The sequence below is a fragment of the Flavobacterium sp. HJSW_4 genome (assembly GCF_042436695.1).
In the GTDB taxonomy this organism is placed as follows: domain Bacteria; phylum Bacteroidota; class Bacteroidia; order Flavobacteriales; family Flavobacteriaceae; genus Flavobacterium.
Genome location: NZ_JBHNPP010000010.1, coordinates 142,152 through 164,034, shown reverse-complemented (window position 1 = coordinate 164,034; position 21,883 = coordinate 142,152). Strand labels below are relative to the sequence as shown.

Annotated in this window: 18 protein-coding genes; 3 read left to right on the top strand and 15 right to left on the bottom strand. The window is 34.6% G+C overall.

Going from position 1 to position 21,883, the window contains the following annotated elements; genetic code table 11:
- Positions 1 to 78: 78 nt before the first annotated feature.
- Both ACE01P_RS11940 and ACE01P_RS11935 read right to left on the bottom strand, forming a co-directional pair.
- Positions 79 to 3,783 carry a two-component regulator propeller domain-containing protein gene (locus tag ACE01P_RS11940; protein ID WP_379697897.1) on the bottom strand — a complete coding sequence of 1,235 codons (3,705 nt, stop codon included), beginning with the start codon at positions 3,781 to 3,783 and terminating at the stop codon, positions 79 to 81.
- 293 nt (positions 3,784 to 4,076) lie between these two features.
- Positions 4,077 to 4,907, bottom strand: a complete 831-nt coding sequence (locus ACE01P_RS11935) for a M57 family metalloprotease (RefSeq protein ID WP_379697896.1) — start codon at positions 4,905 to 4,907, stop codon at positions 4,077 to 4,079.
- A 510-nt stretch (positions 4,908 to 5,417) separates the two neighbouring features.
- Between ACE01P_RS11935 and ACE01P_RS11930 the strand changes: the two genes are divergently transcribed.
- Both ACE01P_RS11930 and ACE01P_RS11925 read left to right on the top strand, forming a co-directional pair.
- The gene (locus ACE01P_RS11930; protein ID WP_379697893.1) at positions 5,418 to 8,132 is read left to right on the top strand and encodes a S8 family serine peptidase; all 2,715 of its coding nucleotides are present in this window, start codon (positions 5,418 to 5,420) and stop codon (positions 8,130 to 8,132) included.
- A gap of 167 nt (positions 8,133 to 8,299) precedes the next feature.
- Entirely contained in the window at positions 8,300 to 8,572 is a 273-nt protein-coding gene (locus ACE01P_RS11925; RefSeq protein ID WP_379697890.1) for a hypothetical protein, read from the top strand.
- Positions 8,573 to 8,632: 60 nt separating this feature from the next.
- Here the strand turns inward: ACE01P_RS11925 and ACE01P_RS11920 are convergent, their stop codons facing one another.
- On the bottom strand, positions 8,633 to 9,271 hold the full coding sequence (locus ACE01P_RS11920; RefSeq protein ID WP_379697888.1) for an MEDS domain-containing protein: 639 nt from the start codon (positions 9,269 to 9,271) through the stop codon (positions 8,633 to 8,635).
- A gap of 184 nt (positions 9,272 to 9,455) precedes the next feature.
- Here ACE01P_RS11920 and ACE01P_RS11915 point away from each other — a divergent pair, with 184 nt between their 5' ends.
- Positions 9,456 to 10,340 (top strand): helix-turn-helix domain-containing protein, encoded by an 885-nt coding sequence (locus ACE01P_RS11915; protein ID WP_379697885.1) that lies wholly within the window; start codon positions 9,456 to 9,458, stop codon positions 10,338 to 10,340.
- A 344-nt stretch (positions 10,341 to 10,684) separates the two neighbouring features.
- Here ACE01P_RS11915 and ACE01P_RS11910 read toward each other — a convergent pair whose 3' ends face one another.
- The 12 genes from ACE01P_RS11910 to ureB form a co-directional block, all read right to left on the bottom strand.
- On the bottom strand, positions 10,685 to 11,911 hold the full coding sequence (locus tag ACE01P_RS11910; protein WP_379697883.1) for a RidA family protein: 1,227 nt from the start codon (positions 11,909 to 11,911) through the stop codon (positions 10,685 to 10,687).
- A gap of 53 nt (positions 11,912 to 11,964) precedes the next feature.
- Complete coding sequence (locus ACE01P_RS11905) at positions 11,965 to 12,768, bottom strand: DUF2490 domain-containing protein (protein WP_379697880.1); 804 nt, start codon at positions 12,766 to 12,768, stop codon at positions 11,965 to 11,967.
- Between the two features lie 12 nt (positions 12,769 to 12,780).
- Positions 12,781 to 14,823, bottom strand: coding sequence for a TonB-dependent receptor (locus ACE01P_RS11900; RefSeq protein WP_379697878.1), 2,043 nt, complete (start codon positions 14,821 to 14,823; stop codon positions 12,781 to 12,783).
- Between the two features lie 12 nt (positions 14,824 to 14,835).
- Complete coding sequence (locus ACE01P_RS11895; protein ID WP_379697875.1) at positions 14,836 to 15,714, bottom strand: urea transporter; 879 nt, start codon at positions 15,712 to 15,714, stop codon at positions 14,836 to 14,838.
- Between the two features lie 33 nt (positions 15,715 to 15,747).
- Positions 15,748 to 16,446 (bottom strand): hypothetical protein, encoded by a 699-nt coding sequence (locus ACE01P_RS11890; RefSeq protein WP_379697873.1) that lies wholly within the window; start codon positions 16,444 to 16,446, stop codon positions 15,748 to 15,750.
- A gap of 7 nt (positions 16,447 to 16,453) precedes the next feature.
- Positions 16,454 to 17,251 carry an urease accessory protein UreD gene (locus tag ACE01P_RS11885; protein WP_379697871.1) on the bottom strand — a complete coding sequence of 266 codons (798 nt, stop codon included), beginning with the start codon at positions 17,249 to 17,251 and terminating at the stop codon, positions 16,454 to 16,456.
- Positions 17,252 to 17,255: 4 nt separating this feature from the next.
- Complete coding sequence (gene ureG / locus ACE01P_RS11880; RefSeq protein WP_144213159.1) at positions 17,256 to 17,894, bottom strand: urease accessory protein UreG; 639 nt, start codon at positions 17,892 to 17,894, stop codon at positions 17,256 to 17,258.
- Between the two features lie 33 nt (positions 17,895 to 17,927).
- A complete protein-coding gene (locus ACE01P_RS11875; RefSeq protein ID WP_379697947.1) occupies positions 17,928 to 18,617 on the bottom strand; it encodes an urease accessory protein UreF in 690 nt (229 codons plus the stop codon).
- 1 nt (position 18,618) lies between these two features.
- A complete protein-coding gene (gene ureE / locus ACE01P_RS11870; protein WP_379697868.1) occupies positions 18,619 to 19,122 on the bottom strand; it encodes an urease accessory protein UreE in 504 nt (167 codons plus the stop codon).
- Positions 19,122 to 19,709: a hypothetical protein gene (locus tag ACE01P_RS11865; protein WP_379697866.1), complete on the bottom strand. Its 588-nt coding sequence runs from the start codon at positions 19,707 to 19,709 to the stop codon at positions 19,122 to 19,124. Before ACE01P_RS11865 ends, ureE begins: the two co-directional genes overlap by 1 nt.
- 79 nt (positions 19,710 to 19,788) lie before the next feature.
- Complete coding sequence (gene ureC, locus ACE01P_RS11860) at positions 19,789 to 21,510, bottom strand: urease subunit alpha (RefSeq protein WP_379697864.1); 1,722 nt, start codon at positions 21,508 to 21,510, stop codon at positions 19,789 to 19,791.
- Positions 21,507 to 21,878, bottom strand: a complete 372-nt coding sequence (gene ureB / locus ACE01P_RS11855) for an urease subunit beta (protein ID WP_379697861.1) — start codon at positions 21,876 to 21,878, stop codon at positions 21,507 to 21,509. The genes ureC and ureB overlap by 4 nt, the downstream gene beginning before the upstream one ends.
- Between the last annotated feature and the right edge of the window lie 5 nt (positions 21,879 to 21,883).

The window sequence follows — 21,883 nt, the reverse complement described above, 5'->3', positions numbered from 1 at the left end:
AAAATTAACGACGAAAAAGGGGAATTTCGCACATTAACATTGCCCTAACTTTCTAAAAATACAGGGCTAACAAAAACGCTAAACTGTGTACTCTTTGTGCTCTTTGAATTCTTTAGGAGTTTTCCCATAATACTTTTTAAAGGAACGCCCGAAGTATTTTGGATCATTATAACCGCATTCAAAACTAATTTCTGAAATGTTTAATCTTTTTGTTTTTAATAAAACCTCAGCCTTTTGCAAACGCAGCGACATCAAGATATCTGAAGGAGATTGATGCAAACTTTCCTTAAACAAACGATAACATTTTACTCTAGAGATTCCCAATTCTTCGCCAAGCATTTCTACATTAAAAGACGGATTGTGCAATTGTTCTTTAATAATCTCTAAAGCTCTTTTCAAAAGCCTATCATTTGCAGTAACATGTTCGTTATCCTCTGTCAGTATTTCAAATATTTTTTCCTGAATTTTATGTTCTCTCAAAGGTTCAATATTCTGATTAATCAAACTATTGACTTTTTTTCTGACGAAAGATGCACTGGCTGGAAGCTGTATGTGCGTTTCGATTCCAATTTCTAACAACTGCTCATTCAATTCGTAATTGATATCTTCTGAGATATAAATCATCGGTATTTTGATATTCGAATTTTCATTGGTTTGTTTTAAGAAATCAATCAGCTTTTTAGAAAATTCTGTCTGATACAAAACCAATGCTGAAATATCAATTTGTTTCATAACCGAATTCAAATTGAAAACAGAACTTTCAAAAATCAGATTGAAATTTTCGCTTTCTAAAACCTGACTCGCTGCAGGATTATTGTAAGCATCTCCAAAAACCAACAGACATTTTTTATCCGCAGAAAATTCATCTGAGTAATTAAAATTTTTCCAAGAAATAGTTTCCTTAAAATTACTATCCTGATCGGCTGTTTCTATCGGAATGCGCAATGTGATCTGAAAATCATTTTCTGAAGCTGGTATCAATTCTCCTTGCAAATCGCCCAATAAAACTTGCAACGCTTTAAAATACGGACTGTAATGCGAAATATTATACCAGTTCTCTCTTAAAATATCACTATCAGAAACGGCTTTAATCGTAATAGCATTTTCTTCGTATGCAATCTCAATATCAAGCGTGCTGTCTTTATCTGAATATTTACTCAAATCATTAAAAAAATACTGCATGGCCAGTTTTAAACGTAAAATATCGACGGCAACAAAACATTCTGCAGTATCAATTTCACAATTAAAATTAACTTCATTACGCTGTAAATCCTTTTTAAGTTTTTCTACATTATTTTTAAAAACAGGAAACAAACTTGCAACTGATTTTTTTATTGGGCCAAGATCTTTTACATGTTCCAAATAATTCCACTCTGAAATTAGCGCCACCAGTTTACCCGATTGCGCTATTAAGTCACGATGCGTTTCTGTATCTTTTTTAAACGCTCCCGAAATTTTAATAATTTTTGAAATTGGCTCTTGAAACTCTGCCAGCATAAAACTCTTAAACTTTTCTATTTCAAAATTTTCCTTTTTCAAATTGCTGTGCAGAATAAGCAGTTTTTCTTTTTGTTCTAAAATTTTCTTGTTTTTTTCATCCAATTCTTCATTTACAGCTTCCATTTCTTTTTTCTGGTTTTCAATAACAGCCGTTCGTGCCGCAACCAATTCTTCCATATATTTTTGCTGTACCAGAGACGCTTTATTTTTAACATAAATCACCGCGATACAAATGAGCAGAATAACTCCCGATAAAAGAATATAAAACAAAATTGATTCGTAAAATGCTTTACCAATTTGGAGTGTAAAAAGTGCCGGTTCTGGTTTTCCGTCCTTTCCTTGTTTTATTACGAAATCATATTGGCCAGAAGAAAGGTCGGCATATTCAATTTTATTATTTGAAGGAAGTGGAATCCAATTTTCATCTCGGCCTTCCAACTTATAATAAATGTCATTTTTTTTATTTCGTGGAAAGACAATCGGTATTACTTCAATTTCTAATCCATTTTTACTAAAACTTTTTTCAATTGATGTCAGAGTATTTTCAGTACCATCAATTTTCAGTTTTATTTTTGCTTTCCCTTTTGATGCATTACTGTAAATAGTGCCCGGATTAAAATAATTAAGTCCCTCTACACCTCCAAAAAACAAATTGCCTTTTGAATCCTGATAAAATGCTCCTTCAGAAAACTCGGTAGCCTGCCAACCATGATCTGGATTATAAGCCGTAACAGTATATTTTTTCTTATCAATAGAAGCGATTCCTTTTGTGGTACTGATCCAGACTTTCTCTCCATTATCTATAAGTCCGTAAACCATATGACTTGGCAATCCATCAGACTCCGTAATGTTTTTGACTAAACCCGTTTTTTTATTAAAAACAGAAACCCCGCCAAGAGAAGCAATCCAGTAATTATCTGATTCATTGTCTACAAAAACAGAATAAACGCTATTTCCTAAAATGCCTTCCTTAGTTGTAATTTTTTTTATGGAATGATTCGTTAAGTTAAATACAATTACCCCGCTATGTTCGGTAGAAATAATAAGATTCTGATTGTTTTTTTTGACGTTTCTAATATGATATTTACGCAATAATTCTTGTCCTTCAAAAGCTTCAAATTTTCCAGTTATCAGATTAAATTTAGCCAAACCTCCCCAGCCTCCTATCCAGAGCTGTTTATTATGATCTTCAATTATAGAATAACATCTGTTTATAGCTGCTCCTTCTGTATTATTTGTTTCATAACTGGTGCATGTATTGTTAGCAATGCGAAGAATTCCTTTGTATGTTCCTGCCCAAATACTTCCGTCACTCGAAGTAAACAAACTCCTAATTCGTTCCCAATCTGCATGAGAACCAGCTTTATCAATTTTAAATTTCTCAAAAACATGACTTCTGTCGTTATAATAATAAAGTCCTCTAGTGTAATAGCCCAGCCAGATTCTTCCTTTATTATCTTTAGTAACTGCTCGAATAGTTTCGTCAGGAAGATTAGGTTCTTTTAAAGGATGCGGCACAATCCAATTTATTTTTTCAGAACCTGTAAAAGCCATACTTAAACCACCGTCTTTTTGTCCTAACCAAATATTTCCGAAATCATCAAGGTGAAGGGTTTCTATTTCATTGTTTTTAAAAGAATAAGATGTATATAAATCTGCGGTAAGATGTTCGATTTTATTTTCATTGGTGATAATGAACAATCCATTTTCACGGGTGGCAAACCAAATATTTCCGGCTTTATCTTTCAGAACATCATTAATGGTCAATTTAGGATATTTTTCCAGCAGCATTTTTTTGAGATTGCCGACATCTATTTTCCTTACATTATTTTGAGCCGTTTCTACAAATGATTTGTTTTTGTATTCGTAGTAAGCCGAAGTAGTTTCTACAATAATATTTCCCTTCTGAGATAAATAAATATCTTTTGGCGTAGTTTTAAACTTAAATTCTTTAAACTCTTCATTTCCAAGATAACAGTTCACATGACCTTCTTTTGTCATAATCCAGATTTTCCCAGCAGTATCTTTTTTAAGTTTTGTAACATAATTGCTTGAAATGGTTTTCGGATTATTAAAATCATTTTTAAAAATTTTAAAATTATATCCGTCAAAATAATTTAGTCCGTCCCAAGTAGCAATCCATAAACCTCCATCAGAGTCGCTTTCTATATCGCCAACAGAATTATTAGATAATCCTTGATTTGTGGTGAAATTCTCAAATTTTATATGCTGGCCAAATGAATTTACTGCAAAAAGTAAAAAAATTGTAAGTATTCTATTCATTGTTTGTTTTTTAACTCGCAAGTATACCATCTTGAGTTTATTCAAACATAAACTGTACGTTAACTAAAAAAACAAACTGAAAGCATCTAAACAAAGAATTTTAAAAAATTTCGTCTTTTTCATTAAAAAAAGTGGAAACCAAATCTATTTTTTCACTTTATAAAATGACAATTTCTGCCAAACGAAAACTCCTATTTGACAAAAAATAATATATTCAAAAACCTAATAAAAAAGGCTGTTTCATCATTTATGAAACAGCCTTTCCTATTTTGCAAAAGTCCCTAATTTAGTTTTTAGTATAGATAATTAAGAGCTGTAACATCATTAGCGTTGAAAGCTCCAGTCTCATTAGACCCGAAACATGCCCTCATATATGAGGTGGCATCATATCCTGAAGGCGTTCCCGGAATAAGAATGGCTCCTACACCAGCTGTTCCTTCGTTAGAATTTTGTCCACAGCTTTGACGGCTGAACCAGTCTGTATGACGTAAACCGATACAGTGTCCTATTTCATGTGCCGCCACGTGTGCATTCACATTTGTTGAATAAGAATCCAATCCAGAATATAATGTAACTGAATTATAAGGATTTCCTCCAGAAGGGAAACCTGCTACTCCTCCAGCAGATCCTGTTTGTCTCCGCACCACAATGTTTGCACCTGAAGTACTTGAACTGAAAGTCAGCGTAAAGTTGATAGATAGTCCTAAATTATTGTATCTGTTTATAGCAGCCTGCAATCCATTTCTCATATTTGTAGTCAAGGCTGTAGTACCAGTGCCTGTCAAGCCAACTACTCTAATAGTTCTTGGAGCTGACACTAAATTGGTAGTACGGTATTGTTCTGTAGTAATACCTCCGTGAAGATCCATTTTGTCTAATTGATCTTGCGTAATGATAATATCGCCTTCAACCAAAAATGCATCCTCAGTTACACCCTCTAAATTGGTATTCTGAATCACCTGAACATCTGAAGCGTTTAAAGAAAGTGATCTCAGTTTGTTTAACACTTCTGGTGTTACTTTAAGAGACTCTTGACCAGACGATGCAGCCTGCTCATCTTTACTACAAGAAAACAGCACTAAAGCTGCAAATGGCAAAATCAGAATTGATTTAATTTTTTTCATAATAATTCGATTAATTTGTTAAATAAATTGATAGATAGGGGATCTTTTACAAAAATTTGTAATACTTATTTCCAAATTTATATAAATTTTAATCTTAAAATACTTATAAAAACAATATTTAACAAAATTAACACTTTTTGTTAAATTATTGTAATTTATATTTTTAATCATAATTATCTTATATTACAGGCCAGCCCGCAGATTCAGTAGAAATAAGTAAATCAAAGTATTAAGAATTCGCTAAGTTTTTAAAATCATATTTAGTTCAACAGATTTAAAAAACTGTCTTGTAATTTTCAGTAAGACTTAAAAAGTAATTACAATTACCAAATAGACTTTTACTAAAAACAGATTTGTAAGATTCTGTAGGAAATAAAAAATAATAAAATTTTTACAAATATTTTAATAACTTTGAGTTATTCGCAACGGATGTTATCTGTAAAGCTTCATTTTGTTTGACTAAAACGAAGAGGCGCTAAATGTCTCCAACTGCCTTAAAACCTGCTGTACATGAAGGTAAAAATCACTTTTTTGATTATTATGACGACCACTATCTGCCTATCACAGAGCTCTGATAGATGGAAACATTACATAAAAAAAGAAAATGAAATAAAATCTGAAAAACATTATTTAACCACCTTAGAAAATGCGCAGCGAAGCGGTTACAAAATAGTAAAGAAACTCGACAGTGTTTTTTGCATTATTGAAAACCAAAGCACGGAAACAAGCAGACAAGTACAAAATATGCTTCCTACAAATAACTTATGGAAGCTACCCTCCCATTTTTCAGAGCATAAAGAAAACAGAACGTATATAATTGCCACTGATTCTCTTGAAGTATTAATTGCGGACTTGAAATCACTATACATTTCTGATATCAAAATACTTGATAAAAATCTTGTAATGATAAAGAGTGATTCCAAAAAAATTATGGAACAGGTTATAGTTCTTAACAGTGTAGCCTCGATTTCTCAGGAATCGCTGTTGCCAAAATCGGAATCTAAAATAGTAGACCAAAATTTCAGCATTAATCTTATCAATAAAGCCCATGTAGATTTTCCTTTTTTAAACGGTGAGGATCAGACTGTGGTAATCAAAGATGATTTTTTTGATGTAAATGATATTGATCTTTTAAATAAACACATTCCCTCTGTATTGCAGTCTGCTACGGTATCGAACCATGCAACGGCAATGGCGACTATAGTTGGTGGCTTAGGAAACAGTTCTACTTTAGGAAAAGGTGTCGCTGCAAAAGCGAAACTTCTATCCTCTGATTTTTTGAACATTTTTCCTGATGATATAGCAGCTTTACAAGGAGCCACCACTGTAAATCATTCTTACGGAACAGAAATAGAAAATTTTTACGGTTCACTTGCCAATGCATATGACAATCAATTATTTCTAAATACAGATTTAACTCATTGCTTTTCTTCTGGAAACGTAGGGCTTCAGGGCTTTAAATCTATTACTGGCAATTTCAAACAATCTAAAAATACTATCGCTTTGGGCTGTATTGACCAAAACGAAATCATTATGCCTTTTTCTTCAAAAGGTCCAGCTTATGATGGTCGAATAAAGCCTGAGCTGGTAGCTTTTAGCACGCAAGGAACTTCAAATTCTACAGCAATGGCTACAGGAATTATTACCCTAATGAAACAGCATTATAAAAACATAAACAACAACTCCCTGAGTAATGCCGCAACAAAAGCAATTTTGATTAACAGTGCTAAAGATTTAGGGCTTAAAGGACCAGACTTCACTTATGGTTACGGAAGTATAAATGCAGATAAATGTCTGAAAACCATAAGCGAAAACAGAATCATATCCAGCAGCCTAATCTCTGGCCAAACCCAAATGCATACCATCAGTATTCCTGAAAATGCGAAAAACTTAAAAATTACATTAGTCTGGAACGATCCGCCTGCAGCTATTAATAGCAATATAAGTCTAGTAAACGATTTAGATCTAGAAGTCATTACCGCTGACAGCGTCGCTTTTTTTCCTTGGATTCTTGATTCCAATGCTCCTGAAGAACAAGCACAGAGAGGAAAAGACAAACTTAACAATATAGAGCAGGTTACCGTTGAGAATCCTGTATCTGGAGCTTGTACCATCAATATCAACGGTGCGTACATTTCAAATACTTCCCAGTCGTACAGCATCGCTTATGAATATGAATTGAAAAATCAATTTCAATGGAACTATCCCGTTGCAAATGATAATTTTCCTTTTGATGGCAAAACGGTTTCGCCTTTTAAATGGGATTCTTCTTTTTCCGGCTCATCTGGAAAATTATCGATAAGCTATAATAATGGGCAAACCTGGGAAATTATCACAGATGGCATCAATCTGGATTCTGGGCAATTTACCTATTCTCCTACTGAAAAAAGATTTTCAAAAGCAAAATTAAAAATGACCATCGATGGCACCGATTATATTTCTGATAGTTTTATTATTTCTTATGATTTAAATATCCGCACCAGCTTAGTTTGTGACGGTACAACAGAAATTAATTGGGATAAACCCGAAGGCGTAGCTGCTTTTAATATTTTTCAGCTCACAGGAGATTACTTTGAATTTAAAACACAGATAACAACCTCTGATTATGCTTATACAGATGGAAAGATTTACACGGTTACTCCTATATTTGAAGAAAATGAAGGAATAAAAAGCGAGTCTGCATTGCAGTATCCCCAAAACTCGAATTGTTACTTTGAGTTAGCTTTTGCAGAAGTCTACGAAAGAAATAAAGTAAAAATTGACGCCAGCCTTTTCAGCTTATACAATATCAAGAGCATTGAGCTGGTAAAAATAGTCCACAACACACAAAATGTGATTGGCTCAATAAACAATATCCATTCAAAAACATTCTCTTTTTTAGATATTAAGCCAACTGACGGCAGCAATAAATACAAAATAAATTTAATTTTAGAAAACGATAAGGTAGTCAGTTCTTCTATTTTAGATACTAATTATTTAGGCAGCGACTTGTTCTTTATCTATCCTACGCTGTTAGGCAAAAATGATGAATTGTTTATTGAAGGACAAAAAGAGGAAAAAGCTGTTTTCTATCTTTACGCTATTGGTGGACAAAAGATCATTACATATCCTTTAGTTTCCTCAACTAATAGCGTCAGTCTAAAAAATACTGCCTCAGGAATTTACATCTATAAAATAGTTACGGGTTCAGGCGAAGTTCAAACAGGAAAAATAGCCATTTTTTAAATAGTTTGCCTCAAAATCCGATGTTTAAATATTCAGATTGCTAAAAAGTTTAAAAAATACTGTTAAATTATATAAAACCATTGCTGAATTCTATAATTAAAAAGATTGTTGATCATTATATTTTTGAATAAAGATTATAAATGCAAACTCAGCAAACAAATTAAATTATGAAACCACAGACAGCTACTTACACGACCAATACCAATTTTATTGATGCAGAATTTCATTCTGAAAAAAAATATTCATCTCAATTAGTCAACTTATACCAAAAACAAGAAGATGAACCAGATTTTGACTGTGAATTTTTACAGGGAATAAGTTATGATTATAGCGAAAATACTATTGATCTAGAATTTGAAGAAGAAAACACAGATGATTATAGAGACAATCTGTGGGAAGCAGATATCTACGACCCTTATTCGGAATCAACTTATTATTAAGAAGAAATTTTAATTGACAGCAGCCTTACGTATTCTAATATCCTAAAATGGACAATAGTCTTAGGATTTAAGAGGACTGGATGAAAAATCTGAAAATTTTGTAATCAATGATGAGGGCTCTATATAATGTGGATTTTTGCTGATTTTTCCATCCTTAATGACATAAGGATGTGTAAACAGTATGTCAGTAAGCGTGTTTTGACTGAAGCTATTGATGTCGTACATACAGATAAGTGAAACGGAATGCTTTGGCGTGAGCAGATTAAGGCTGTTCTCATACTCCAAAAGTTCATCAGTTCCTGGCAGATTCTTAAGAGCCCATACCATATCTCCGCAAGCTCTAACACTTTCATATCCAGCCCTTGAAGCTGATATTAAAGTCTGCTCAAGCGTCTTATACATTTTTTCTGCAACAAATTCACCACCGTTAATATAGGTGTTTTCAGAAGCAAGCACTTCCAATTGGCCGCTTGAGAGTTTTTCAGTAATGGAAACTCCATTCTCAGCCAGACATCTGCAATGTTCGCCGTGACGGCTTCCTTCGAGAATATTTATGACTTTTTCATTTGCTTCTAAACCTTCTAATATGTAAGGAATAATTACCTCATACTGCTGCTCTTTGGAATCGAAAAACCCGCAAATATGCATTGGAGAAGACAATGATTCTCCACATACCGAAAAAGACGTTTGTTTGTTCATGTCTCAAATATACGCAATTAATCTCTTGGGCATGATCAATGATCAATTTAAATAATAGAAGCAAAATAAAAAACGAAATATGCCAGTAAATTAGCGTAACTTAGTCGTTCCTTTTTATCTGCTTATCACGACATTGCAAACTATGCATCATCAATTTGCAGATCTGTTAGAAAATCATATCCGCATGAAGAATAACCCTAAATTAATTAGCAATTATGAGTACAAGAAGTTCTTTCTTCCAGATATAACCACTCACAATCTCTTTAATAATTCTAATATTCAACTGTATCGAATTGAAAATTATTTAAAGAAAATTGTAATCCCCGTTAATCCGTATCAAACGACTTTTAACTTTCTAATTTTTGTAACAAAAGGGTATTTAAAACAGCAACTGGAAACAGATGTTTTTAAAATTAACGCCAATCAAGCGTTAAGCATTAAACAAGGAAATTTTACAGCCACATTAGAATTATCAGAAGATGTTGAAGGTTTTTTTGTTATCTACGAAAACGAAGTTATCACTGAAATTGCATTAAGTACAAGCGATTTAAATTTCTTTTACACCTCTCCTTTCTCCATTTTAGATCATAATAAAATCAATTGGCTGATTCGTTTATTTGAATTGTTGGAAGAAGAATTAAACGAAGCCGAACATATTAATGCCATCAGTATTGCACTTCTTCAATCTGCCTTATTAAAAATCATACGAACTGAAAATACCGATAACAAATCGCTCAATCGAACGAGTTTTATTTCTTTTCATTTTAGGGAATTGGTGCAGAAGAATCATATTCAGCATAAAAACATAGATTTTTACTCCAACTTATTAAAAATATCAGATAATTATTTGAACAAATGCGTCAAAGAAACCACTGGAAAAGCGCCAAAACAATGGATAAATGAAATTACGATTCAGCACAGCCAGATTCTTTTGCAGGATAATTCGAAAGAAATAGCAGAAATAGCTTTTGAATTGCATTTTCAATCGCCTTCTTATTTTTCGCGCATGTTTAAAAAAGTGACGGGACAATCTCCTTCTGATTATCGAGCAAAGTTTTTAAAACTGTGATTTTTTAATTTAAACACATAGAAACATAGTTTTTTGTGCTTGTGTTTAAGATTAAAGAAAAAGCTAGCTTTAACACATAGCGCTATGTGTTTTATTCTAAGTGAAACGCCTTTTTTAAAGTTAAAAAAAGCTATGTTTCTATGTGTTTAAATTATATTTCGCCCAGAACGCGGATGAAACGGATTCGCTTTGCGAAAACGCGGATTAATGCAGATTTCTTCCTGTTGAAAATTACTTTTTATTTCTAAAAAACAAAAACGCTTATACAGAATCTTTAAAATCCTGTGATAAGCGCTTTTTGTCTAAAAAGACTCTACTTAAAAAATATTGTTTTCAGTTATAAGTTAAGCTGGTGTACCTTCACTATTTGAAACAACAGCATCAATTTGCACTAAAGCATTCGAAGGAATCGCTGAAACTCCAATTACAGTTCTTGCTGGCAAGTCACCACTGAAAAATGACGTATAGATTTCGTTTACAGCCGTAATATCTGCCACATTTTTAAGCTGAATGTTTATTTTAACAATATCATCCATTTTGTGATCGATGCTTTCTACAATTGCTTTAATATTGTTTAAACACTGTGTCGCTTGCTCTTTAACTCCACCGCTCACTATTTGATTGTTTTCTGCAACTAAAGGCAATTGACCCGAAATATGATTGTAATGAGAATAAGCAACAGTATGCGAATACGGAACTTTTGGTGCGTTTTCTGTATTATTAGCTTCAATTACCAAAAAGCGTGTGTCTTCAGGAAGTTGCGGAGGTGTTCCGTCACCATGAGAAACTGCAACATCAATCTGTACTAAAGCATCTAATGGTAAAGCTGAAGCGCTAACAATTGTTCTCGCCGGAACATAGTTTGGGAAGAATTTTGCTAAAACTTCTCTTACAACATCAGCATCAGCAATATCTTTAAGAAAAATAGTAGTTTTAACCACATCATTCATCACGTGATCAATGCTTTCTAAAATGGCTTGAATGTTTTTTAAACATTGCTCTGCTTGCTCTTTTACTCCACCAGATACAATTTCGCCAGACTTTGGATCAATTGGCAATTGAGCAGAAAGATTGTTATAATGAGAAAATGCCACAGAATGTGCGTGAATGCTTTTTGGAGCATTTTCTGTGTTTCTTGTTACTTTTACAAGATCTAAAGCTTTTTGAGGCGTTGTTCCTTCTCCGTTTGAAATAAGAGCATCAATCTGAATTAAAGCGCCTTCTAATGGTAAAGCTGCTACTTGAACTGTTGTGCGTGTTGGAAGTTCTTTTTTGAAGAATGTTTTGTAAACTTCGTCAACTGCCTCGATGTCTGAAATATTTTTTAGGAAAACAGTCAATTTTACAGCATCATCCATAACGTGACCAATGCTTTCTACAATTGCTTGAATATTTGTCAAACATTGTTTGGCTTGTTCTTTAATTTCGTTGCTTACAATTTCTCCCGTTTTTGGATCTACAGGCAATTGTGCCGAAAAATTGTTGTAGTGAGAAAATGCTACTGTTTGCGTTGAAACTGGGCTCTTTGGCGCGTTTCCTGTGTTCCTCGAATTCTTTTTAATTTCGCTCATAATTTGTTTGTTTTTCTGTTTTAATTATTACTTTTTTATATTCTATGAGTGTATTATTTCCCAAAAGGATTTTTCCAAATTATGTCCACGGCTAAATAATTCACGTCTGAAATATCAGTCCCTTTTCCAATTAAATTATACATATAGCCGACATCGAAAATAAATGGAATTTCATGCGGACTAAGCGAATAGTAAAGCGTTAGCCTGCTTTCTTTGTAATCAAATTTTGACCATTGTTTTTCTGGCTCGTTTTCTTTACTGATGGCAAAAAGCATCTCGGCACCACCTATGATATGATGCGTTTTGGTCGTTCCTAAATCGACACTTAACTGTGTTTTTAATCTTGTTCTCAACTGAAAATTCTCTTCGGCATTGCTAAAATCAGGATTGAAAAATTTCCTAAATTCTTGTCTTACCGTATTTTTCCATTTGAATCCATTGCCTTGCGTGATGTACGAATAACGGCCGTATACTCTAAATTCCTGTTCAATTGCAGGATCTAACGACTCGTATGGAGATGCCGAATCATAATTGTTAGATCGTCTGTAGCTTAGCGCATAGGAGTATTCCCAGTTCTTTTTGTAACGATTTGAAATTTCTTCATTGATTACCAGAATAGCCATTTTTGAAAATGGATTATTCTCATCTGGACTGCTCTTTAGCCCAACGCCTACATAAGTGGTCGATTCTTTTTGTTTAAGTGAATCCAAAGATTGCCTGACTCCAAAGGCAAACCAAGAAGCATTTTTTGCTTCTCCCAAGCCTGGAGGACTTAACTGTGCGTACGAATTACTGATTGTGACCACGAAAATAAGCGCTGACAAGAGCAATTTGCTTCTTGCAGACACTTTTTTCATATTTTCTAAAGTTTAAAATTTATAACTAACTCCTGTTTTTACAGCGAAAGGAGTTCCTGGTGTAAAATTCAATTCTGATACTGATGCTGTCTCATTTCTAAGTCTGCTCTCGGTTTCAAATTGTGCTTCGTTCCATTTGGTGTTAAAGATGTTTTGAAATTGCAGATTTACTTCCCATTTTCTTTTGCCATAAGCCAGCACAAGATCATTAACAAAATAACCTCGTGTTCTTACCGAATTGTCTTCGATGGCAGGACGTGAATCCATGTAGCGATATCTCAGATTTGCTGAGAAACCAGAAGGAAGTTTTACTGCTACACCTCCAGTACTCGTAAATGTTGGAACTAACGGAATATAATCTTGTCCTTTTGGTTCATCAATAAAACGGGCATGAGCGTAATTAAGATCTCCGTCTAGATACAACCATGAAATAGGCTGGTATCTCAAACTCAAATCAAATCCTAAACGGCGTGATTTTCCTGATGGCTCTACAACGGCTTCATCTCCAACATATACAAATTCTTGTTGCAAATACATGTGCCAAATCGCCGGCTGAATAATCATATTGGCTGTTGGACGAAGAATAACTCCGAAATCACTTCCAAAAGAATACGGAAGAATGTCTTTTCCATCTTGTGCCACTACAACTCTGACGTCATTGGAATGAAAACCAAAACCAGATTTAATATACCATTGCACATTGCTGTTCTGCGTATACGAAATATTCAATTTTGGACTTATTCTAGCTGCCGAAGCCTCTTTCGCCGCAGGCAAACTAACAAGACGATCGTGAAGACTAAAAGTAAAATAATCTAACCTCGCAGATGGATTAATAAGCCATTTCCCAACTCTATAATCAAGTGAAGTATAACCGTGAACATTGACTTCTGTCGCAGATCCATCAGACATTCTATCTAATAATAAATCGCGCTGATAAACATGGCTCAATTGTAAATCCTTGATGTCATCAAAACGGAAACCAGCTCCTGAAGTCCATGTTAAGTTGCTATTTTCAAATGCAAATCTTCGGATATATTTGTTTTCTAAACCATAAATAGAACGATTATCAGTTTGTTCAATTTCATCTCCATACACTGGATCATTCAGGAAAAAAGTAAAATTTGAAAACAGATTAAAATTATATTTAGAATAGAATAAATTGCTCGAAAACTCTTCATTCTCATTGGCCAAATATCTATAATTTACGGCAAAATTTGTTCTCGAAGTACTTCCGCCTTCCGTTGGATCTATTGATCCCCATCTGCTTATAATTCCTTGTTCTACTGCTCTTTCTGGAATCTGCCCTGAAGCATTCCAGTTTGAAGAAAAAGTAGATCCTAAAATAGAGATATATTGTTTTTCATCAATCCATTGGCTGTACTTCGCTAAAAAATTAACGCGTGTAAAATCCTGTTTGACATCAAACGGTCCATCTGTATAATTGAATTCACCCGCTACATAGAAACTCTTGTCATTGTTGTTTTTATCTAAAAGATTAAGCATCGTCACTGCTCGCATCGTATTAAAAGAACCTCCTTCGATTTTGAAAAGATTATTATCCAATCTATCAAAAGTGCTAAAATTCACATAGCCTGAAGTATTAAAATCTCCTTTATCGGCGTAATAAGCTCCTTTTCCAAAATCAATATCTTTGATCGTTTCCGGAATCAGAAAATGCAGATCGGCATAGCCTTGTCCGTGCGCATGTGAAACTATATTAACTGGCATTCCATCAGCCATAACGCTGATATCGGTTCCATGATCATTATCAAAACCTCGTAAAAATATTTGCTCTGCTTTACCACCACCAGCATGTTGAGCAATAAAAAGTCCAGGGACTTTACGCAATAAATCTTGCGCAGAATTTACGGGTGACATTTTTAAATCGACCTTCATTATCTTTTTTCTGAAGTCGACGTGATTTATAACTATTTTGCTCAGATGCATGGTATCTGCTTCTGATTTGTTTGTTTCTGGCTTCTTTGCTTCTTGGGCAAATCCATTTTGCACTACTAACAATACTATTACAATCGCTGTAAAAAGTTTGTTTCTCATTTTTTCTTTATTTTATTCTACAATTGCTATTTTATTATCAAAACGGCTCACTAGTTTTTTTATAGACACGATTATCCACATCGATAAAACGAATGGAAAAGTAAGCGTAATCCAACCATTATGCATCATAAAAATATCAAAATATGTTGCTATGACTGCCGACAGCAATACATACAATCCATCTCTTGGTTTCGTTCCGCTACAGGCAATTCCACACAAAACAGCATTGAAACTAAACATTCCATCTTCGATTAATTTTACAGAATCCTGATTGAAATGTGCAATAGCCCCTGCAATTACTGCTGCAACGAATCCATATAATGCTGCTGTTGGATTGTTAAGGAAAACACCAATAAAAAACAGCAAACCTGCGGCAATAGTTCCTTGAAAAATCACTTCGCTATAAGCATGGGCTGCCACCTCAAAAACCTGAAGTTCATCCATTTCTACATTTATTGCAGGTATTCTTGCAACTGCTAATCCAAAATGTTGAATACTTAAAACAGCAGCTACAGTAATTACAATAAAGGGAAAGGTGAAAAAGGGTATTTTTTTTCGAATGGAAAATTCCATTAGCAGCGTGCTCAAAATTGATCCTAAAACAATTAAAAACCAAATTAATGGACTTGTTTCGAAGAAGAAAACCAATCCTACCCCAATTAATGTTGCATTAAATCCGTACAAACCTGCTTTTATGTTTTCGTCACTGAACTTGCAAATTTTCGCTGTTGCTGTTGCCACTATGCAACTGATCAAAGCGCCTGCTCCCATGAGCAGCGAATCGTAGCATATCGCTATTAAAAATAACAAACCTGTCCAAGCGCTTTCTTGAAGCATGATCTGCCCGATTCCTTTAAGCACCGTTTCTACTGTTGTTTTTATTTCTTTCATTTATATTTTTCTAAAAGTGAAAATTTATTTGATTTACCAGCCTAAAAAGACCATTCCGAATCCACAAGCTAGAACTACTGCTCCACTAATTGCGGGAGTATAACGCTCCAGTTTTTCTGTTTTGAAAAATGAATATCCAAAAACTCCCAAAAGCACCATTCCAAGCATTGTTAAAACTGTACTTAATGTGAAAACGCCAATGATTGTGGAAATTTCAACAACAGAACGATTCAAACCTGAATAGAACAGTAACGGAATTAACGGTTCGCTTGGTCCCATCACAAAAATGGCAAATAAAACCAAAGGCGTTACTTTTACTCGATTGGTTGGCATAACCACTTCACCATGCCTGTGAGAATACACAAATACATCTTCTCCCATTACATCAAAGTGTTTGTGCGCTTTGTTCTTGTACGCAGCCCAAAGTCCGTAAATAAGGTAAATTGCACCAAACAACAGCAAAGCCCAACTTGCAATATTACCTCGAAAATCTTGGAAAAAAGTTATTTTATTAATCTGCCATCCTAAGAAAACACCAATAATTCCTAAAATCACAGAACTTAAAATATGTCCTAAACCGCAAACTATCGTTAGCATAATAGTTTTAGACAGACTCCATTTGCGAGATCTGGACAAAACTATAAACGGCAGATAATGATCTGGTCCAGAAGCCGTATGAAAAAAGCTAATGCTAATTGCTGTTATTGATAATGCTATTAAATTTGAATCCATAAACTGTTTAAATTTGTAATGCTACTTTTTGTTCCCAAAGCGCGTCCTGTACTTTTCTAAAGAAATCAAACATTTGCTCTCCTCCATTTCCTAGAATTCTAATGACAAAACCATCAGATTCTAGTTCACTAATTCCAAATGCTACATTTTCTAATTCTTCCAATTCTTTAAAAAAGAATTCGATTTGCTCTTTCACGTCCTCATTTCTTGTGTTGAGATACACAAAAGTTCCTTGATGTGTAAAGCCTTCCAATAAACCCATAGCCGATAATGGCATAATATCGGGTCTCAACAGAACATTGTCCTTCAAAATAAGCCTATCATGATGATAAACTTCCAAAAGATTCTGAAAATGAGCATATTTGAAAGTTTCTCCGTGGTGTTTACGACCACAAGTAATAATTTCGCTTATCGTTAAATCACAATCATCCTCGAGGTTAATCTTATTATGACTTTTAAAAGTAGAATCTTCATGAGGCACCACGGGATGAGGCACATACGAGAACGAAGTCCCTTTTTCCATTTTTACATTCATGATCTGCGAAGCGCTCCCATCCATATTAAACAATCGCTGGTAAGATTGTGACTGCAATTGCAAACGAGCATTTTCTTTTACATTCACCTGAATATCGTAAATGTCGCCACTTAAAATTCCAGGTGATGAACTCATGATCATTAAATAGGAAGCTCCATCGGATTTGTATTGCCCGACAGGCATAATCCTAAAGGGCTGTGTTACGTATGCATCTCTTAAAAATGATTCCCCTTCCCTTTCTTCTATTTCTATTTTTAGGGTACTTACCATTTGATTAACGAACTAAATTTGGTTCTTCGATATCTTCTAGCAATGCATATTTCTTGATCCAACCTATAACTTCGTCAATTCCTTCTGTAGATCTAAGGTTTGAAAACACAAATGGAGCACCTTTTCTCATTCTTCTTGCGTCATTTTCCATCACTTCTAAACTTGCTCCAACATAAGGCGCTAAGTCAATTTTATTAATCAAAAGCAAATCTGATCTTGTGATTCCAGGTCCACCTTTACGAGGGATTTTCTCTCCTTCGGCAACGTCAATTACGAAAATAGTTACATCGGCTAAGTCTGGCGAAAAAGTTGCAGAAAGATTATCTCCACCGCTTTCAATTAGAATTAATTCGATATCTGGAAAACGTGAAACCAATTCGTCAACGGCTTCCAAATTCATACTTGCATCTTCACGAATTGCAGTGTGAGGACATCCTCCAGTTTCTACTCCAATGATTTTTTCTTTTGGTAAAAGACTGTTTTTTACCATAAATTCGGCATCTTCTTTTGTATAAATATCATTGGTGATTACGCCTAAATTATAATCGTTTAGCATTTTTCTGCTCAAACGTTCTAACAATGCAGTTTTTCCTGATCCTACAGGACCTGCAACTCCTACTTTTACATATTTTCTAGTTTCCATTTCTTTATCTTTTTTCTTTCTTCTTTGTTCTTTTTACGACATATATAATCTTGAATAAAGTCTCTCATGCTGCATGCATCGAATATCAAAAGCGATGCTGCAAAGACCAACCAATTCTCTGTCTATTGTTAAAGTTTCTTTTGCTAATTTTTTAATCAGCGGTTGTAATTCGAATAAAACATCTTGCCCATCTAATTGTCCGAGAGGCACAAGCTTAACCGAATTGGTAATCATTCCGATTGTGGCATTGTAATAGAATGCAAACAAAGCTTCGTCTAGCGGAATTTCCAATAATTGCGCATACAATCCGAAAGCGATGCAATAGTGTGCAGTTGCTTCTTTATTGGAAATTGCTTGTTCATAACCATTTATAAGATCAAAAGCTTTTTGCCTTCTAAAAATCTTGATTAATCGAATTCCTAACTTCTGACTTGCTTCTCGAATCTCCCGCGGACTTTTTAAAGCGCTGCATTCCTGATCTAATTTAATTATGGTTTCTAAATCATTATTTGCAGCCGCTACATAAGCTAATTTTAAAAAAGAAGCATCATTGTACTTAATGTTATACATCAACATATTTGACACAAACTCTTTTGCTGAAGCTACTGAATTTACTGCTTCATCCTGAACATAAGTCTCCAATCCGTTAGAGTGCGTATAGCCTCCAATCGGCAAAGTGGGATCTGCCAAATGCAGAAGACTTCCTAAATAAGTATTTTCGATATTAGTCATTTGAAGAAGCCATATTTAGGATTTTTGTAAAAAGGGATGAACTTCCATGACCGTGAGGCGCTACATTTGATTTTAGCAAATGCAAAAGCTTTATCTCCTGTTTTTCTGGTTTGTAACCACTCGCTTCCAACCATCTAAACATTGGCATTTCAAAAGGCATCATGATCTGATCATTCTGAATAAACAATGGAAGATGTTTGTTTCCAATTTCATAGCAAATTGTTCCCATTTCTAATAGAGATAATGGTGTCATCACAATCGCTTCACATGGTTTAATATTCACTACGATCACTTTTTTATCATCTTGATACAAAATATCATCCTGATTCAATCGCTGTCCTTCTTGAATAAACTTAATCGCAACTTCTACACCTGAATTTGTTCGCTTTCGCTGAATTCTCTTAGTAGTTTCAAACCATTCAATTTCTAGCAGATCAATTTCCAATCCTTCAATTGACTGCGTTTTCGTATTGCCTATTGTCTGTTGTATAATCATTATTTCGTTCTTTTAAGAGAGATGTTTTTTGAAACTCCTAATCCGAATGTTGATCCATTTATTCCTGCAATAAATGTTTTGTTACTCGTTTTATTGAGGTCGTCTCCCGTAGTTTTTTCATAGGATAATTCAAAGAATTTAGCTTTTAACGCCCATCCGTGGCCAAGAAATACGGCAACAATTGGATAAATTCTTCCAAGATAACCGTCGTAGTTATAAGATCCTGAAGTATTCATTAGCGTAGTTCCCCATACGTAATGCGCATCAACCTGTGCAATGATGCCAAAATGGTCTCCAATATTCCAAGAATCACTGTAAAACGGGCCAATTTCGCGTTTAGAATCTGTCAGATTTCCTAATGCATTTTTCTCTTGGTCAAAGGCAAAATTCATCCCGGCAACAACATGATCATTAAAGAAATATCCCACTCCGATTGGGTTTGCTGCAAAAGTGCTCCCAGTATTATTATTGTCTTTATAAGTCAAAGAACCGTAAAGCATTAAAGATCCTTTCTGCGCATGAACCGTTGTTAAAGAGGCACATATTAAGAGAAGAATTAAACCCAAATTAATTTTCCAAGTATTCATAAAATTCTTTTAGATATTTTTATTCTCATCTCACTGTAATAGAATAAATTACTACAGTGAGAAGAAGAATATTTATTAATTAAAATAGATAGTATAATTGTGCTAATGGAAGTTTATCCACAGGTTCGCAAGTGATTTTTTCTCCATCAATGGTCACGGTATAATTTTCAGCATTTACCATAATTTCTGGAGTTGCATTATTGTGAATCATATCTGCTTTTCCAATGTTTCGGCAATTTGAAACCGCTAATAATGTTTTTTCTAAACCATATTCTTCAGCAATATTATTATCGATACCTGCCTGAGAAACAAAAGTGAACACTGTTTTTGTCAATGCTTTTCCATAAGTTCCAAACATATTGCGCAGGATAATAGGCTGTGGTGTTGGAATAGAAGCATTTGCATCACCCATTTTACTTGCCGCAATAAAACCACCTTTTACGATAATTTCTGGTTTTACTCCAAATAAAGCTGGTTTCCAGATCACCAAATCAGCAATTTTTCCTGCTTCAATAGATCCAACGTAATTAGAAATTCCGTGTGCAATTGCAGGGTTAATTGTGTATTTAGAAACATATCTTTTTGCACGGTAGTTATCATTTTTGTTTTCTGCATCTTCAGCCAAATAACCTTTCTGTTTCTTCATCTTATCTGCCGTCTGCCAAGTACGCGTAATTACTTCTCCTACACGTCCCATAGCCTGAGAATCTGAACTCATAATACTGAAAACTCCCATATCTTGAAGCACATCTTCTGCCGCAATAGTTTCTGGACGAATACGTGAATCGGCGAAAGCCACATCTTCTGGAATTTTCGGACTTAAATGATGGCAAACCATCAACATATCTAAATGCTCATCAATCGTATTTGTTGTAAAAGGTCTTGTTGGGTTTGTAGACGCTGGCAACACATTTGGATACATCGCCGCTTTGATAATATCTGGCGCGTGACCTCCACCTGCTCCTTCGGTGTGGAAAGTATGAATAACACGTCCAGCAATAGCATTCATGGTATCTTCCAAAAATCCTCCTTCGTTAAGCGTATCGGTGTGAATAGCCACTTGTACATCGTATTTATCTGCCACTTTTAGAGAAGCGTCAATTACGGCAGCAGTTGCTCCCCAATCTTCATGGATTTTTACTCCCAATGCTCCTGCTTCAATTTGTTCTTCAATTGGAGCTTCTGTAGCAACATTCCCTTTTCCGAAAAAACCAACATTTACTGGAAATGCTTCGGCAGCTTGCAACATTCTCTTGATGTTGTGTTTTCCTGGTGTAACGGTTGTAGCGTTTGTTCCATCGGCAGGTCCAGTTCCACCACCAATCATGGTTGTAACGCCACTATACAAAGCTGTTTCTAATTGCGTAGGACTGATAAAGTGAATGTGCGTATCAATTCCTCCAGCTGTAACAATATAACCGTGACCTCCATGAACTTCTGTTGAAGCTCCGATAATCATATTTGGCGTGATATTGTCCATAGTATCTGGATTTCCTGCTCTACCAACACCTACAATTTTTCCGTCTTTGATACCAATGTCTCCTTTTACAATTCCCCAATGGTCAATAATTGTCGCACCAGTGATCACAAAATCAAGAACCCCACCATCACGCAAAGCTGTTGAAGATTGGCACATTCCGTCTCTAACTGTTTTTCCTCCACCAAATTTTGCTTCATCTCCGTAAGAGCAGAAATCTTTTTCAATTTCAATAATAATATCTGTATCTCCTAAACGTATTTGATCTCCTACAGTTGGACCAAAAATACTTGTATAATTTTTTCTAGTTACTTCTAAACTCATGATTTCACATTTTTAAATTTCCCTTCTTCTAAGCGTTCTAATGCGAGAGCTTTATTATGCGGAGATAAATCTCCATCTACTAAATTGTTGTGGCCATAGATTTTCTGATTTCCTCCAAATTGAGTCAATTCAACTTCTTTCTCTTCTCCTGGCTCGAATCTTACTGCAGTGCTGGCAATAATGTTTAATCGCATTCCGAATGCTTTTTCTCTGTCAAAAGTCATCATTCTGTTCACTTCAAAAAAATGAAAATGGGAACCAACTTGGATCGGTCTGTCTCCTGTATTAGTAACTTTTATGGTTAACGTTTCACGGCTATCATTACATATAATAACACTATCTTTTAATATAATCTCTCCTGGAATCATTGCTG